Genomic DNA, 16,091 nt, shown 5'->3' on the forward strand with positions numbered 1-16,091 from the left:
GCTCAATGACATGAAACACAGTGTCCCCCGTATGTCAGTTAAGGCGCATCCGCTCGGAGTCGGCCGCGGCCTCGCGTGATCAACGGGCTCATGGTGCCACACGGGAGCGCCACCGCCATCGGCGCGGTGGTGGCAGTAAGTTTTCTTTCCGTCATGACATCGTAAATCTTGGTCAATGGCTCGAACCGTACGCTCCGCTCATGGTGTCCTCAGGGTGATTTCACGCCACCGTGTTCGCCGTCGGCGGAGCCTGGGGTGAGGCGTCAATCACCCGTCTGACCAGCGCACCTGCCAGTCCGCCGGACGCTCGGCCGCGGCTGGGTGCTTGCGGGTAGCGGAGTTTTTCCGATACAACGTATCTCTCCATGCGGTGTACGTTGTCAGGCCGTGGGCAGGCTGGAAGCAGTGCATGGAAAGATCCGGTCAAGCCACTGGAGCGACCGGGCGAAGCGGCGCTGAAGCCGCCCATTCCCGCGTGCCCGTACACCTCTTCCCGCGGCGATTCCACGAAGGAGTGCAATGTCCGACGCCCCGGTTCAGGAAACCGCCGGTCCGATACGCTTCCCCATCACCCGCACCTGCCCCTTCGCCATTCCGGAAACCTATGCACGGCTGCGCGATGAAGAGCCGGTGAGCCGCGTCGAGATGTCCGACGGACGGCACGCCTGGATGCTCACCCGGCACGCGGACGTCCGCGCGGCCCTGGTCGACCCGCGGCTCGGCTCCGATCGCAGCGACCCCGGCTTCCCCTCCATATCGAGCGGGGGCAAGAGCGCCTTCGCGCATTTCGCGCCCTTCATGATCTCCCTCGACGGGGCCGCGCACTCCGCCGCCCGCTCCCCGGTGATCAGCGAGTTCTCCATGCGCCGCGTGAACACCCTGCGGCCGCGCATCCAGCAGATCGTCGACGAGGCCATCGACAAGGTCCTCGAACTGCCGCGCCCCGTCGACCTCGTGCAGCACCTGGCCCTGACCGTGCCCCGCCTCGTCATCACCGAGCGGATCGGCGCGAGCCCCGACTACCTGGAGCGCTTCTACGCCCTGGCCGCCGGGATGCTCCGGCGCTCCACCACCGGCGAGGAGCGCGACGCCATCGCCCGCGAGATGCGCGCGAACATGGACCGCCTGGTCGCCGAGAAGGAGGCGGACCCGGGCGAGGACCTGCTCAGCCGCGAGATCGCCCGGCAGCGCGCCGAGACCGGCGACGTGGACCGGCCGGGGCTCGCCAGCCTCGCCCAGCTGCTGCTCCTCGCCGGGCACGAGTCGACCTCCGAGATGATCTCCCTCGGCATCGTCACGCTCCTGACCCACCCCGAGCAGCTCGCGAAGATGGTCGCGGACCCCGGCCGCACGCCCGCCGTGATCGAGGAACTCCTGCGGTACTTCTCGGTCGTCGAGATCGGCATGGGCCGCGTCGCCACCGAGGACGTCGAGCTCGGCGGCGTGCGCATCAAGGCGGGCGAGGGCGTCATCGCCTCCAACGTCGCCGCCAACCGCGACCCCCTGGCCTTCCCGGACCCGGACGTCTTCGACCCCGACCGGGACGCCCGCCAGCACGTGGCCCAGGGCCACGGACCGCACCAGTGCCTCGGGCGGAACCTCGCCCGGGTCGAGCTCCAGACCGTCTTCGACACCCTGTTCCGGCGCATCCCCGACCTCCGGCTCGCCGTCGGCGTCGAGGAGCTGCCCTTCAAGTACGACGCGCTGGTCTACGGCCTGCGCGAACTGCCCGTCACCTGGTGAACCCCCAAGGAGCCCGACGTGACCACCACCGCCGAATCCACCCTCTCCCACCACACCCTGAGCAGCGTCGACTCCGGCGAGGCCACCGCGCGCCGCGCCGCTGAGATCGAGGCGCGGCTGCGCGCCACCGAGGACCGGCTCCTGCTGCCCCTCGACCGCGAACTCGCCCTGCTCGCCGAGCTCCAGGAGTCCGAGTTCGGCCGCTTTCTGCTGCACAACGAGGGCCTCAACGGCTACTGGACGTCGTACGTCTTCCAGTACGAGCCCGGCGATCCGACGGCGAACGACCTGGAGCGGTGGCTCCTGACGAAGTCCCTGATGCCCGGCATCAGGGAGCGCTTCGGCCGCTTCAAGGCCCGCATCGCCCCGCACGTCACCGACGGCGCCGTGCTCGCCTCGGTGCCCTGCGGCCTCATGGACGACCTGCTCCAGCAGGACTACTCCGGCGTCGCCGACGTCAGCGGTCTGCGCCTGATCGGCGCCGACATCGACGCGGAGTCGGTGGAGTCCGCCCGCGCCCGCGCCGCCGCGCGCGGCCTCGCCGACGCCTGCGAGTTCCACGTGCGCGACGCCTGGCGGCTCGGCCTCGACGGCGAGGTCGACCTGCTCACCAGCAACGGCCTCAACATGTACGAGCCCGACCGCGACCGGCTCGTGGAGCTGTACCGCAACTTCGCCCGCGCCCTGCGCGTCGGCGGCCGGCTCCTGATCAGCTTCATCCCGACGCCGCCCGCCCCGCCGTGGGCCGACGGCGGCCGGACCGGAGACTGGGACCGGTACGGCATCCACGCCGACGACCTGCGCCAGGACCTGGCGATCTTCGGGGACATCCTGCAGGCCAAGTACCTGAACTTCACCAGCGAGCAGGAGATCCGCGAGCAGCTCGCCGAGGCGGGCCTCACCGTGACCGGCATCTCCTACAGCGACACCGGCGTGCTGCCGATCGCGACGGCCGTGCGCAGGCACTGAGCCGCGACGGCACGGGGCGCAAGACCATGGGGGACACGTACGGGGACGCGTACGGGGACATGTACGGGGACATGATGGACGGCAGAAGCAATGTGACGGACCTCGTGCGCGAGCCACGGGCCAGACCGCTCAGGTCACTGAGCGCCGCGGTGTCCGGGGCGCGCACCCTGTCCGCCTCCTGGCAGGTGCTCGTGGTGGGCGGTGACTCGCCCGACCGGGACCGTCTGATGCGCGATCTGGAGCGGCACGGACACGACGTGCGGGGCACGACGACGGGCGCCGAGGCGCTCGCCGCGTACGGCGAGGCCGATGTGATCCTCCTCGATTTCGACCTGCCGGATCTGGACGGCCTTCAGGTGTGCCGGGTGATCCGGGCCGCGGGAAACACCCCGATCATCGCCGTCACCGGCCGGGGCTCCGAACTCGACACCGTTCTGGGACTTCAGGCGGGGGCCGACGACTATGTCGCGAAGCCTTATGGATTCCGTGAACTCCTCGCCCGGATCGAGGCGGTGATGCGCCGTTTCGAACCGCGTTCCGAGACCGCCCGGGTCATTGAGCACGGGCCGCTGCGCATCGATGTGAACTCCCGCGACGTGCATTTCCACCACCGGCGCATCAGCCTGACGCGCAAGGAGTTCGACCTCCTGCACATGCTGGCGGCGCACCCGGGAACCGTGGTATCGCGCCGGGTGATCGTCCGGCAGATCTGGGGCGACTCCTGGTCGCGGCGCACGGTCGACACCCATGTCAGCAGCCTGCGGGGCAAGTTGGGCGACAGCGACTGGATCGTGAACGTACGAGGTGTGGGGTTCATGATGGCCGAGGCGTGAGCCGGTCACAGAAAGAACGCACGAAGGCCGACGCGGCACCGCCGCGTCGGCCTTCGCGCATTCCCCGCCAGAGCGCGTACTTGTCAGAGATTTGACGTGCGTCTGACGTATCCACCGGTAGCCACGGGTATCTGCGGGGAGCCCTGCAATCCCCCTGAGAAGACCTATAACTGCCGTGCACTGGCTGTCTGGAGACTTGAACCGCGGGTCGGCGAAGCTGAGCGCAAGCTTCGAATCGGGAGGCAGGAAGAACTCCGCATGCACACCACTGTGACGCTGGCCAGCAGGGAATCCGACGTGATTCCCGAAGCGCCGCGAGACGCGGGCCTCACCCGCCGCCAAGTGTTCACCTACCACGACCTGTTGATCGACGTGCGCGACCACGCCGCGGCCCCCGGCGAGGACGCCGCCGCCGACGGCCGCGCGACCCTCTTCTACGACTGGTCGGCGGGGATCGGCGCCGCCCGCGGCCCGCTGCACAGCACCCTCATCGTGAACCGCATGGACCCCGCGCGGAAGGCCGAGGTCGCCGCGCTGTTCGCCGAACTCGACGCGACCGACTTCCCCGAGCGGATGGGCACCCGGCACCGCAGGCTCTTCCTGCTCGGCGACGTGTACCTGCACCTCCAGCACTTCGAGCAGGAGGACGGCGGCGCCCTGATCGACAAGGCCTGGGTCGACGCCGACCCCCGCTTCATCAAGATCTGCGACGCCCTGATGCCGATCGTCCCGCCGTACGACCCGGCCGTCTGGACCACCCCCGCCGACGCCATCGCCACCCGCGTCCACCACTGGGAGGCCGCGTGACGAGCCACAGCCGCCGCGTCGTCATCACCGGCGTCGAGGTGCTCGCCCCCGGCGGCGTCGGCACCGCGGGGTTCTGGAACCTGCTCAGCGAGGGCCGCACCGCCACCCGCGGCATCACCTTCTTCGACCCCGCCCCGTTCCGCTCCCGGGTGGCCGCCGAGGTCGACTTCGACCCGTACGCGCACGGCCTGACCCCGCGCGAAGTGCGGCGCATGGACCGGGCCGCGCAGTTCGCCGTGGTCGCAGCGCGCGGCGCCGTCGCCGACAGCGGCATCGACGTCGCCGCGTACGACCCCTACCGGGTCGGCGTCACCGTCGGCAGCGCCGTCGGCGCCACCATGAGCCTCGACGAGGACTACCGGACCGTCAGCGACGGCGGCCGCCTCGACCTCGTCGACCACACTTACGCCGACCCGTTCTTCTACGGGTACTTCGTGCCCAGCTCGTTCGCCGCCGAGGTCGCCCTCGCGGTGGGCGCGCAGGGTCCCAGCAGCGTCGTCTCCGCGGGCTGCACCTCGGGGCTCGACTCCGTCGGGTACGCCGTCGAGCTGATCCGCGAGGGCACCGCCGACGTCATGGTCGCGGGCGCGTCCGACGCGCCGATCTCCCCGATCACCATGGCCTGCTTCGACGCCATCAAGGCCACCACGCCGCGCCACGACGACCCGGCGCACGCCTCGCGGCCCTTCGACGGCACCCGCAACGGCTTCGTGCTCGGCGAGGGCGCCGCGGTGTTCGTCCTGGAGGAGCTGGAGAGCGCCCGGCGCCGCGGCGCGCACGTCTACGCGGAGATCGCGGGCTACGCGACCCGCAGCAACGCCTACCACATGACCGGACTGCGCCCGGACGGCGCCGAGATGGCCGAGGCCATCCGCGTCGCCCTCGACGAGGCCCGGATGAACGGCGACGAGATCGACTACGTCAACGCGCACGGCTCCGGCACCAAGCAGAACGACCGGCACGAGACCGCCGCGTTCAAGCGCAGCCTCGGCGAGCACGCCTACCGCACCCCCGTCAGCTCCATCAAGTCCATGGTGGGCCACTCCCTGGGCGCGATCGGCTCCATCGAGATCGCGGCCTGCGTCCTCGCCATGGAGCACCACGTGGTGCCGCCGACCGCGAACCTGCACACCCCCGACCCCGAGTGCGACCTGGACTACGTCCCGCTGACCGCTCGCGAGCGGCGCACCGACGCCGTCCTGACCGTCGGCAGCGGCTTCGGCGGCTTCCAGAGCGCCATGGTGCTCGCCCGACCCGAGAGGACCGCGCGGTGACCGTGCCCGTAGTAGTGACCGGCCTCGGCGTCGTCGCGCCCAACGGCCTCGGCACGACCGACTTCTGGAACGCCACCCTCGCGGGCAAGAGCGCCATCGGCCCGCTCACCCGCTTCGACTCCTCCGGCTACCCGGCGACGCTCGCCGGGGAGATCTCCGGCTTCGCGGTAGACGAGCAGCTGCCGAGCCGGCTCCTGCCGCAGACCGACCGGGTCACGCGGCTCTCCCTCGTCGCCGCCGACTGGGCGCTCGCGGACGCGGGCATCGCCCCGGCCGAGCTGCCCGCCTTCGACATGGGCGTGATCACCGCGAGCTCGGCGGGCGGCTTCGAGTTCAGCCAGGGCGAGCTGAAGAACCTGTGGAGCAAGGGCAGCCAGTACGTCAGCGCGTACCAGTCCTTCGCCTGGTTCTACGCGGTCAACACCGGCCAGATCTCCATCCGCAACGGCATGAAGGGCCCGAGCGGCGTCGTCGTCACCGACCAGGCGGGCGGCCTCGACGCCGTCGCCCACGCCCGGCGCCAGATCCGCAAGGGCACCGGCCTCGTCGTCGCGGGCGCCGTCGACGCGAACCTCTGCTCCTGGGGCTGGGTGGGCCTGCACACCAGCGGCCGCCTCAGCACCGGCACCGAACCGACCACGGCGTACCTGCCCTTCGACGACCGGGCCGCGGGCCACGTCGCGGGCGAGGGCGGCGCGCTGCTCATCATGGAGCGCGCGGACGCGGCGCGGGCGCGGGGCGCCCGGGTGTACGGCGAGATCGCCGGGTACGCCGCCACCTTCGACGGGCCCGGCGGCTCCGGCGGCCCCGGTCTGCGCAAGGCCGTCGAACTCGCCCTGGCTGACGCCGGGGCGCGCCCCGGCGACGTGGACGTGGTCTTCGCCGACGCCGCGGCGGACCCCGGCCTCGACCGCGCGGAGGCCGCCGCCCTCACCGGCGTCTTCGGCCCGTACGGCGTCCCGGTGACCGCCCCGAAGACCATGACCGGGCGCCTCTACTCGGGCGCCGCACCGCTGGACCTGGCCGCCGCCTTCCTCGCCCTCGCGGAGGGGCAGATCCCGCCCACGGTCCACGTCGAACCCGCCGACTCCCACGGCCTCGACCTCGTGACCTCGCAGCCGCGCGCCGCCGAGCTGCGCACCGCGCTCGTGCTCGCCCGCGGGCACGGCGGCTTCAACTCGGCGATGGTCGTGCGCGGCGCGTAGGCGCCTCGCCGGAACCGTCACGCCGGGCCGCCGGTCACCCGCGGGCCGTCCGTGGCCGGTCGCGCAGTTCCCCGCGCCCCTTCGGGCGCTCGTACGCGGCTTTCTCCCACTCACCCTCACCAAGGAGTACCCGGCATGTCTGCCACCGCCTTCACCCTCGACGACCTCAAGCGCGTGCTGCTCGAAGGCTCCGGCGCGCCCGAGGGCGTGGACCTCGACGCCGCCGACGTGCCCGACACGGAGTTCGAGCAGCTCGGCTACGACTCGCTGGCCCTCCTGGAGACCGCGAGCCGCATCGAGCGCGAGTACGGCATCGAGCTCGACGAGTCGGTCGTCGGCGACGCCACGACCCCGCGCGCCTTCGTGGCGGCCGTCGCGGCCCACGCGGCCTGAGCCCGCACGCCCAGCACGCCCAGCACCCCACCACCCAACGACTCCTCATGAAGGAGAGCACATGTCCCAGCAGGACCGGCGCGTGGCCGTCGTCACCGGTGCCACCAGCGGCATCGGGCTCGCGGTCGCCCGTCTCCTCGCCGAGCAGGGCCACCGCGTGTTCCTCGGCGCCCGTACCGCGGACAACGTCGTCACGACCGTCAAGCAGCTGCGCGAGGACGGCCTCGACGTCGAAGGCGCGGTCGTCGACGTCCGCTCCGCGGACTCGATCCACGCCTTCGTGACGGCGGCCGTCGACCGCTTCGGCACCGTCGACGTGCTGGTGAACAACGCGGGCCGCCCCGGCGGCGGCGTCACCGCCGACATCGCCGACGAGCTGTGGGACGACATCGTCGAGACCAACCTCAACAGCGTCTTCCGGATGACGCGCGAGGTCCTCAACACCGGCGGGATGCGGCACAAGGACCGGGGCCGGATCATCAACATCGCCTCCACGGCGGGCAAGCAGGGCGTCGTCCTCGGCGCCCCCTACTCGGCCTCCAAGCACGGCGTCGTCGGCTTCACCAAGGCCCTCGGCAACGAGCTCGCGCCGACCGGCATCACCGTCAACGCGGTCTGCCCCGGCTACGTCGAGACGCCGATGGCCGAGCACGTCCGCGGCAACTACGCCGCCCTCCAGGGCACGACCGAGGACGCGATCCTGGCGAAGTTCCAGGCGAAGATCCCGCTCGGCCGCTACTCGACGCCCGAGGAGGTGGCGGGCCTCGTCGGCTACCTGGCCTCCGACACCGCCGCCTCCATCACCGCGCAGGCCATGAACGTCTGCGGCGGACTTGGCAACTACTGAGCCGGACGAGGAGCGCACACATGACCGTTCATGACGTCGAAGAGACCGTCCGCGAGGTCGAGCACGAGATCACCGTCGCGGCCCCGGCCGAGGCCGTGTACCGCCTGATCGCGGACGTGGCGAACTGGCCGCGGCTCTTCCCCCCGACCGTGTACGCCGAGCGCGTCGAGGGCGACGACCGCGAGGAGCGCATCCGCATCTGGGCCACCGGCAACGGCGAGGTCAAGAACTGGACCTCGCGCCGCGTCCTGGACCGGGCCGGCCTTCGCGTCGACTTCCGGCAGGAGGTCAGCACGCCCCCGGTCGCGGCCATGGGCGGCGCCTGGATCATCGAGAGCCTGCCGTCGGGGCAGTGCCTGGTGCGCCTCCTGCACGACTACCGTGCCGACGACGCCGAGGGCCTGGCCTGGATCGACGAGGCCGTCGACCGCAACTCGCGCAGCGAGCTCGCCGCCCTGAAGGAGAACGCCGAGCGCGGCCTCGCCGCCGAGGACGAGGGCCTGCTCTGCTCCTTCGAGGACACCGTCCACATCGACGGCACCGCCAAGGACGTCTACGACTTCATCAACGACGCCCACCTGTGGCCCGAGCGGCTCCCGCACGTCGACTCCGTACGCCTGGACGAGCCGGTCCCCGGCCTCCAGTCGCTGGAGATGGACACCCGCTCCAAGGACGGCTCGACGCACACCACGAAGTCGTACCGGGTGACGTTCCCGCACCGGAAGATCGCGTACAAGCAGAGCACGCTGCCCGCCCTGATGACGCTGCACACCGGCTACTGGACGTTCACCGGCACCGCGACCGGCGTCACCGCGTCCTCGCAGCACACCTTCGTCCTCAACACCGAGAACGTGGCGCGGGTCCTCGGCCCCGACGCGACGGTCCCGGACGCGGTCGCGTACGTGCGCACGGCCCTCAGCACCAACAGCCTGGCCACCCTGAACGCGGCCAAGGCCCACGCGGAGGGCCGGGGATGACCGGGCGGACGCCCGGCGGGGTGGCGCTCGCCCCGCAGACCCCGCCGACGGCGGGCGCGCCCGCCCCCACGCGCGCGCCGTCGGCGGCCCGCCGCCCGGCCGGGCCCTCACCCCGGCCGGGCGCCCCCACCCCGCGCCCGGCCTGGACCCCGTCCCCCGGCGTCCGCGAGGTCACCCTCGCCGCCGGTGACGGCGTCGTCCTGTCCGGCCTGCTCGCCCTGCCCCGGGGCGAGCGGCCCCGCGCCACCGTCCTCGCCCTGCACGGCGCGGGCATGAGCGCGGCCTACTTCGACGGCCAGGCCCACCCGGGCACCTCGCTGCTCACGCTCGCGGCGGACCTCGGCTACGCGGTGCTCGCCCTCGACCGGCCCGGCTACGGCCTGTCCGCCGCCCGCCTCCCGCAGGGCCTGCCGGTTGCCGAGCAGGCGGCCACCGTGCGCGCCGCGCTGCGGGGCCACGCCGCACGGCACGACACGGGCGCGGGCGTCCTCGTCCTCGCCCACTCCTTCGGCGGCAAGGTGGCGCTGCGGATGGCGGCGGACGAGCGGGACGACCCCGCCGGGGCAGGCCTGCTCGGCCTGGACGTCTCCGGCTGCGGCGAGCGGTACGCGCGGCCCCTCACCGAGCTGACCGGACCCGCCGACGGCGTGCGCTGGTCCGGGCACTGGGGGCCGCTGCGCCTCTACCCGCCCCACACCTTCCGCGCCAGCGCCCGCGTGGTCTCGCCGGTCCCGGCGCGGGAGCTGCGGGACGCCGCGCGCTGGCCGGGCGCCTTCGCCGCGCTCGCGGGCCGGGTGCGGGTGCCGGTGCGGTTCACCTTCGCCGAGTACGAGGCCCTGTGGCAGTGCGACGCCCCGGCCGTCGCCCGGCTGCGGGCCGGGCTGCGCGCGGCCCCGCGCGTGACCGTCGACCGCCAGCCGGGCGCGGGCCACAACATCAGCCTGGGCTGGGCGGCCCGGGCCTACCACCTGCGGGCGCTCGCCTTCGCGGACGACTGCCTGCGGCACTGACGCGCGTACGGACGCACGGAGGACGACGATGGCCCCCACCGGCACCACGGAAGTCACCGGCACCACGGAAACCACACGCTTCACCGAGACCACCGGCTTCACCGAGACCACTGGCTTCACCGAGACCACAGCTGAACTCACCACTCCTGAACTCCACCCGCTGCTCGGCGCCTTGAGCCTCTTCGCCGCGGCCGCGGCCGGACCGCCGCCGGTGGAGCGGGCGCCGACGCCCCGGGACCCGCCCACCGGAGCGACACCCACCGCCCCCGACGCCGCGCTGAGCGAACTGCCCGCCGCCACCTGGCCCTTCGTCATCTTCCGCGCGGGATGAGCCCTGGTCAGGGCCGGGTCGCGGCGAGTTACGGTGGAAGCGACCTGCCGGACTGATCAAGGGGGAGCCGTGGGCGGCGCAGCAGCGGACCGGGGGAGCGGACGGTGGCCGTGGGGCGCCCTGGGCGCGAGCGCCGTGCCCCTGGCGCTGCTGATCGCGCTGCCGCTCGCGGCGGCCCACCGGCTCCCCGACCGCCTGGCCACGCACTGGAGCGCGGGCTCCGCGCGCCCCGACGGCTCGATGCCGCTGTGGGCGGCGACGCTGTTCCCGGCGCTGATCTGGGCGGCGGTCGCCGGCGGCGCGCTGCTCGCGGGCCGTCGCGCGGACACCTGGCGCACGCCCGTGCTGCTGCCCCTCGGCGTGGCCCTCGTCGGCGCGCAGGCGTCGATCGTGCGGGCCAACGCGGACCGCGCCGACTGGCACGACGCGCGATCGGCGACCGGGTGGGGCGTGGCCGTCGTGGTCGCCGCCGTGGCGGCCGCGGGCCTGGGGATCCTGCTCGCCCGCCGCGGCCTGCCGGACGCCCCGCCGCCGGGCGCCGCCCCGCGCGCGGACCTCGCGCCCGGGGAGCGCGTCGCCTGGCTGTCGCGTACGTCCAGCCCCTGGATGCACGCGCTCGCCGCGGTCTTCGGCGTGGCGGCGGCGGTCGCGGTCGCGGTGACGGTGGCCGGGCTCACCGACCCGCTGTGGCCGCTGGCCGCGCCCCTCGCCCTGGTCGCCGTCACCTGCCTGGCCTGCGCCTCCGTGCAGGCGGCCGTGACCGACGAGGGCCTGCGGGTCACGCTCGGGCCGCTCGGCTGGCCGGCCCGCCGCTGGGCGCCCGAGACCATCGAGACGGCGTACGCCGAACACCGCACGCCCGGCCAGGTCGGCGGCTGGGGCTACCGGCTGAGCGGCCTCGGCACGACGGTGATGCTGCGCGCCGGGGAGTGCCTGGTCGTCCGGGCCAAGGGCAAGGCCTTCGCGGTGTCGGTGGACGACGCGGAGCGCGGGGCGGCCCTCCTGAACGCGCTGGGCGCGCGCCACGCGCCGGACGCGCACCACCCGTAGCGGCACGGGAGGCACCCTTGACAGCGTGCGTACTGCTTCGCCAGGTTTGAGCCGCGCCGGAACGGTCGTCGCCGCGTCTGGGGGACCGTCCGCCGCAGGGGCATGACGCGCACAGCGCCATGGGGGATTTGGGGGGAGGGGTCGCCCGTGCGATCCGTCAGGAAGGTTCCGCGCGCCTCGGGGATCCGGGCCGGGTCCGGTGTGCCACTGTCCGCGAGGCCGTTGAGGCTCAGAAGGGCAGTTGATCCGACGTGGACATAGAGATCCACAGACCCGAGAAGCTGACCGAATCCCTGCGCGCGGCCTGGCACCGGGCCATGGACGAGTCGCCCGACTACGCCAACCCCTTCCTGGCACCGCAGTTCGCGGCCGGCATCGGCACGTACCGGGGCGGGGCGCGGGTGGCGGTCCTGCGCGAGGCGGGCGAGGCCGTGGGCTTCTTCCCGTACGAGCGCAACGCCGTCGGCGTGGGCCGGGCCGTCGGTCTCGGCCTCTCCGACTGCCAGGCCCTCGTGCACCGCCCCGGAGTCACCTGGAACGCCCAGGAACTGCTGCGCTCCTGCCGGCTCTCCGCCTTCGAGTTCGACCACCTGGTGGAGGAGCAGAAGCCGTTCGGCCGGTACGTCACCGGGATGTTCGACTCGCCCGTGATCGACCTGAAGGACGGCGACGACGACGCGGGCTACGCCGAGTGGCTGCGCGGCACCTACCCGGGCATCGCCAAGACGACCCTGAAGAAGGAGCGCCGCCTGGGGCGGGACGCGGGCGAGATGCGCTTCGTCTTCGACGAGCGCGACCCCGGGCCGCTGCGCCAGCTCATGCGCTGGAAGTCCGCCCAGTACCGCAGGACGGGGCGCATGGACCGCTTCGCGCGCCCCTGGATCGTCGACCTGGTGACCCACTTCTCCCACGTCAGGGACGAGCACTTCACCGGCGTCCTCTCCGTCCTGTACGCGGGCGACCGCCCGGTCGCCGCGCACTTCGGGCCCCGCTCGCGCACGGTCTTCGCCTGCTGGTTCACCGCGTACGACCCGGACTTCCGCTACTACTCGCCCGGCCTGATCATGCATCTGCGCCTCGCCGACGCGGCCCGCAGGGACGGCGTGCGGCTCATGGACCTGGGGCGCGGCGACAAGGAGTACAAGGACTGGCTCAAGACCCGGGAACTGCGCGTCGGCGAGGGCTTCGCGACGCGCCCGCACCCGGTGGCGGCGGCGTACCGCCTGTGGCGCAGACCGGTGCGCGGGCTGCGGAACACGGTCCTGGCCCACCCGCGGCTCCGCGACCCGGCGGACCGCCTCCTGAAGGCGGCGGGCTCCCTGCGCACGGGCGCGCCCGGCTCCCGGACGAGCCCCCAGCGCGATCCCCGGCACACCCCACAACAGGCCCCTCGACGAAAGAGGTGACGATGCCGTACGGCTCGCGGCTCGCCGCGACGATGACGCGGCGACTGGGACGCGAATGCGTCTACACGCCCTCGGCACGCCTGGCCCTCTACCTCGCGCTGCGGCGCTGGTGCAGGCCCGGCGCCCGGGTCCTGATGTCGCCGGTGAACGACGACGTGATCCTCTTCGTCGTCCTCGCGGCGGGCCTGCGCCCGGTGCAGGCCCCGGTGTCCCCCTGGACGGGGAACATCGACCCGGCCGCCGTCCCGGAGGCCACCTGGGCCTCCGTGGACGCGGTCCTCACCACCAACCTCTACGGCATGCCGGACCGCGTGACCGAACTCAAGGCGCGCTGCGACGAACGGGGCATCCCGCTCTTCGAGGACGCGGCGCACGCGATCGGCACGCACGTGGACGGGCAGCCCGTCGGCACCTTCGGGAAGGCGGCGGCCTTCAGCCTGTCCAAGCACGTGGCGGGCATGGCGGGCGGGTTCCTCGCCGTCGAGGACGCGCGCACACGGCGCGAGCTGGAGGTGCTCCGCGACGACCTCCTTGTGCCCGGCCGTCTTCGCGAGGACGTGTACACGACCGTGCGCCCCCTCGCGCGTTCGGCCGTGCGCGGACTGCACCTGGTGCGCCCGGTGTGGCGCACGCTCCAGCGCCTCGGCCTCCTCGAACGCGACTCCTTCCGCATGCCCCTGCACGCGCCCCGCCTCTCCGGCTGCGCGCACCGGGCGCCGAACCTGGCCGCGTACGAACCGTGGGTCCGCGTGGACCTGCACGGCTACCGGGCCCGCCACGGGGCCCTGGTGCGCGGCCAGTTGGGCCTGCGTATGGCCGGGCTCGACGCCGACCTCACCCGGCGCAGGGCGGGGGTCGCCGAGCTCTCGGGCACCATCTGGGCGACGCCGGAGCTCCGCGCCCGCGCCACCGACGACGGACCTCCGGCCCTCTTCCGGGCGCCCCTGCTGGTCCGCGACCGCGACGCGCTCGTCGACCGCCTCGTGCGGCGCGGCGTGGTGTGCGGCTACATCTACGACCCGCCGCTCGACGACTACGCGGGCGCCGAGTTCGTCGACCCGTCCCCCGACCCGAAGGCCGCCCGCTGGTTCGCGTCCCACGTCCTGCCCGCGGACCCCCTCATCGCCCACCACGTCGCCACGGCCCTCACCAAGGAGAGCGCGGCCCCGGCCCGCTACCCCGCCCCGGCCCCCACCCCGGAGAGACCCCGCGCGACCCCGCTGGCCAACTGATCACGCGTCCTCCGGGGCGGCCAGTTCCTGGAGGCGTTCGGCGATGTCGTCCGCCCACTCCTGGGCCCAGCGGCGGAGGTCGTCGACGGCCCGGGCGTCGAGGCCGCAGGAGGTGAACTCGCCGTCGTCGATCCACTCGGCGCCGCCCAGGCGGGCGTACAGGTCGGTGAGGTCGAAGGCGTCGCGGGCGTGGCGGCGGCCGAGTTCCTCCAGTTCGACGCGGCTCCAGCGGTCCGCGGCAGCCCGGACGTCGACGAGGTCGCGGGCGAGGCCGCGGTCGGCGAGGGCGCGGACCCGGGTGCCGACGGCGTCTTCGAGGGAGAGGGCGAGCCCGTACTCGGTGCGGACGGGCGGCCGCCAGAGCGCTTCCTTGCGGACGTGGACCTCGTACGCGCCCCCGGTGACCGGGTCGACGGCGGTGATCCGCGCGGCCAGCGGCGCCGTCTCTCCCACCCGCACCCGCCACCCGCGCCCCACGAGCCCCGCGCCCACCAGGGCGACGACGCCGTCCATCCCCTCGGGGCTCTCCGTGGCGAAGCCGAGCCCCGTGCCGGGATTCCCGCCGAGCCCGTGCGCCCGGACGGCGTGCCCACCGGCGAGCACGAGGGGGTACGAGGCGCCCGCCTCCAGGACGTCGGCGACGAGCCGGTGCCGCGGCGCGAGCGCGCTCACGCGGGGCCGGTCAGCCGCTGCCGCGCGGCGGCCAGGGCGGCGTCCCACGGGTAGTCCGCCGCCGCGCCGGGCACGAAGCCGCCCTCGCCGTACAGCACGGTGACGCCCTGCTCGCGCAACTCGACCACGCTCCGGTCCAGTTGCCGGTGCCGGGCGAGCGCGGTGTTCCAGTACGGCACGGTCACCGTCGGAACGCCCCTTCCGATGGCTTCCGCCGCGACCCCCACCACGAAGTCCTGAGTGAGCCCGAGGGCCCAGGAGTTGACGCTGTCGAACGTCGCGGGGGCGAAGAGGACCACGTCCGCGCCGGGCCAGACGTCCGGCTCACCGGGAAGCCCGTACGCGCTGCGCACCGGATGCCCGGTGAGCACGGCGAGCCCGTCGATGCTCCCGTGCAGCCAGCGGGCCGCCGTCGGCGTCAGCCCGAGGCAGACGTCCCACCCGTCGGCCTGCGCCGCCTCGATCACCTTCGCCACGTCGAAGAGCGGCGGCGCGGCGGAGCCGAACAAGTACAGAGTCGGAGGGGTCATGCACTCATCCCACCGCGCACAGTGGATCAAGCGCAACAGTGCCCGAGCTCGGGGCGCGGGCCCGGACCGGCCGGGGCACCGGGCATGCACCATCGAGGCGCGGGCCCACATCCGGAGCAGAGCCTGCCGCCGGAACGGCAGGCTCCCACTTTCTCAGTAGTCCAGATATCCGTCCCACGTGTCGCTCGAATTGTTTCCGTTGCTCTTCACCGAGAGGCAGAAGTTTCCATTGACGTAACCCATGCTTACCCAGCCGGTGGGATCGGCGTTGGGGAGATTGACGATGTTGCCGATCTGCGCGCCACCGTTGCACTGCACCATTCTCGCCGATATCGCGGGGCCCTCGACCTTGCGGATGTTCACGGTGCCGTGGGCCGTGTGCTGCCAGGAGTAGGTGTGCCAACGTCCCTTGTACACGTCGCCGAACGCGGGTACGACGGCGGCGGACGCAGGCGAAGTTCCCAGCATCAGACCAGCGAGTGCCGCCGTGGTGGCAAATCCGGCAAGGTAGCGGAGCTTCATTTCTCTTCTCTCCTCTTTTCCGATCAAGAACCCCCCTCGGGGTTGGTCTAATCCTTTCGGGAATTCAAGTAAGTGGCTAGGGCTTCCAATTCACTCGTCTGGAATTCGGCACTGTGGCGCATGGTGCAGCCTTGACACGCCCATATGGCGAAGGAGCAGCCCATGACGCGAGTGCGTTTGACCGGTCGGAGGCGGTGGCCGTGCCCGAAGCGGGTGATAGAGAACCGCGTCCGCTGGGGGCCAGCCGCCGGGCTCACCCGGGACGGCCACGGAACAGGGGCAGTACCGGT

Annotated in this window: 17 protein-coding genes; 14 read left to right on the forward strand and 3 right to left on the reverse strand. The window is 73.0% G+C overall.

Annotated features, from left to right (window positions below):
- The first annotated feature begins 519 nt into the window (after positions 1-519).
- From IG74_RS0110735 to IG74_RS0110800, 14 genes are all read left to right on the forward strand, one after another.
- Positions 520-1,743, forward strand: a complete 1,224-nt coding sequence (locus IG74_RS0110735; RefSeq protein WP_030673512.1) for a cytochrome P450 — start codon at positions 520-522, stop codon at positions 1,741-1,743.
- A gap of 18 nt (positions 1,744-1,761) precedes the next feature.
- Positions 1,762-2,712, forward strand: a complete 951-nt coding sequence (locus IG74_RS0110740) for a class I SAM-dependent methyltransferase (protein WP_051854777.1) — start codon at positions 1,762-1,764, stop codon at positions 2,710-2,712.
- Positions 2,713-2,861: 149 nt separating this feature from the next.
- Entirely contained in the window at positions 2,862-3,545 is a 684-nt protein-coding gene (locus tag IG74_RS0110745) for a response regulator transcription factor (protein ID WP_234334306.1), read from the forward strand.
- A gap of 258 nt (positions 3,546-3,803) precedes the next feature.
- Complete coding sequence (locus IG74_RS54395) at positions 3,804-4,352, forward strand: TcmI family type II polyketide cyclase (protein ID WP_324607497.1); 549 nt, start codon at positions 3,804-3,806, stop codon at positions 4,350-4,352.
- Positions 4,349-5,626, forward strand: coding sequence for a beta-ketoacyl-[acyl-carrier-protein] synthase family protein (locus tag IG74_RS0110755; RefSeq protein ID WP_030673520.1), 1,278 nt, complete (start codon positions 4,349-4,351; stop codon positions 5,624-5,626). Before IG74_RS54395 ends, IG74_RS0110755 begins: the two co-directional genes overlap by 4 nt.
- Entirely contained in the window at positions 5,623-6,831 is a 1,209-nt protein-coding gene (locus tag IG74_RS0110760; RefSeq protein ID WP_030673522.1) for a ketosynthase chain-length factor, read from the forward strand. The genes IG74_RS0110755 and IG74_RS0110760 overlap by 4 nt, the downstream gene beginning before the upstream one ends.
- Positions 6,832-6,966: 135 nt before the next feature.
- A complete protein-coding gene (locus tag IG74_RS0110765) occupies positions 6,967-7,224 on the forward strand; it encodes an acyl carrier protein (RefSeq protein ID WP_030673524.1) in 258 nt (85 codons plus the stop codon).
- A 61-nt stretch (positions 7,225-7,285) separates the two neighbouring features.
- The gene (locus IG74_RS0110770) at positions 7,286-8,071 is read left to right on the forward strand and encodes an SDR family NAD(P)-dependent oxidoreductase (RefSeq protein ID WP_030673527.1); all 786 of its coding nucleotides are present in this window, start codon (positions 7,286-7,288) and stop codon (positions 8,069-8,071) included.
- Positions 8,072-8,091: 20 nt separating this feature from the next.
- Positions 8,092-9,048: an aromatase/cyclase gene (locus tag IG74_RS0110775; protein ID WP_030673530.1), complete on the forward strand. Its 957-nt coding sequence runs from the start codon at positions 8,092-8,094 to the stop codon at positions 9,046-9,048.
- Positions 9,045-10,058, forward strand: coding sequence for an alpha/beta fold hydrolase (locus IG74_RS0110780; protein ID WP_078868703.1), 1,014 nt, complete (start codon positions 9,045-9,047; stop codon positions 10,056-10,058). Before IG74_RS0110775 ends, IG74_RS0110780 begins: the two co-directional genes overlap by 4 nt.
- Before the next feature lie 28 nt (positions 10,059-10,086).
- The gene (locus IG74_RS0110785; protein ID WP_030673534.1) at positions 10,087-10,389 is read left to right on the forward strand and encodes a hypothetical protein; all 303 of its coding nucleotides are present in this window, start codon (positions 10,087-10,089) and stop codon (positions 10,387-10,389) included.
- Positions 10,390-10,458: 69 nt separating this feature from the next.
- Positions 10,459-11,439 carry a DUF1648 domain-containing protein gene (locus tag IG74_RS0110790; RefSeq protein ID WP_037825016.1) on the forward strand — a complete coding sequence of 327 codons (981 nt, stop codon included), beginning with the start codon at positions 10,459-10,461 and terminating at the stop codon, positions 11,437-11,439.
- Positions 11,440-11,690: 251 nt separating this feature from the next.
- Positions 11,691-12,845, forward strand: a complete 1,155-nt coding sequence (locus IG74_RS0110795; protein ID WP_051854778.1) for a GNAT family N-acetyltransferase — start codon at positions 11,691-11,693, stop codon at positions 12,843-12,845.
- Between the two features lie 2 nt (positions 12,846-12,847).
- Complete coding sequence (locus tag IG74_RS0110800) at positions 12,848-14,077, forward strand: DegT/DnrJ/EryC1/StrS family aminotransferase (RefSeq protein WP_051854779.1); 1,230 nt, start codon at positions 12,848-12,850, stop codon at positions 14,075-14,077.
- On the opposite strand, the gene IG74_RS0110805 is transcribed toward IG74_RS0110800, so the two are convergent.
- The 3 genes from IG74_RS0110805 to IG74_RS0110815 form a co-directional block, all read right to left on the reverse strand.
- Complete coding sequence (locus tag IG74_RS0110805; RefSeq protein WP_030673546.1) at positions 14,078-14,749, reverse strand: nucleotidyl transferase AbiEii/AbiGii toxin family protein; 672 nt, start codon at positions 14,747-14,749, stop codon at positions 14,078-14,080.
- On the reverse strand, positions 14,746-15,279 hold the full coding sequence (locus tag IG74_RS0110810; protein WP_030673550.1) for a flavoprotein: 534 nt from the start codon (positions 15,277-15,279) through the stop codon (positions 14,746-14,748). Before IG74_RS0110810 ends, IG74_RS0110805 begins: the two co-directional genes overlap by 4 nt.
- A 153-nt stretch (positions 15,280-15,432) precedes the next feature.
- The gene (locus IG74_RS0110815) at positions 15,433-15,801 is read right to left on the reverse strand and encodes a hypothetical protein (RefSeq protein WP_030673554.1); all 369 of its coding nucleotides are present in this window, start codon (positions 15,799-15,801) and stop codon (positions 15,433-15,435) included.
- Positions 15,802-16,091 lie beyond the last annotated feature (290 nt).

It is taken from the genome of Streptomyces sp. NRRL B-1347 (assembly GCF_000720325.1).
Classification (GTDB): domain Bacteria; phylum Actinomycetota; class Actinomycetes; order Streptomycetales; family Streptomycetaceae; genus Streptomyces.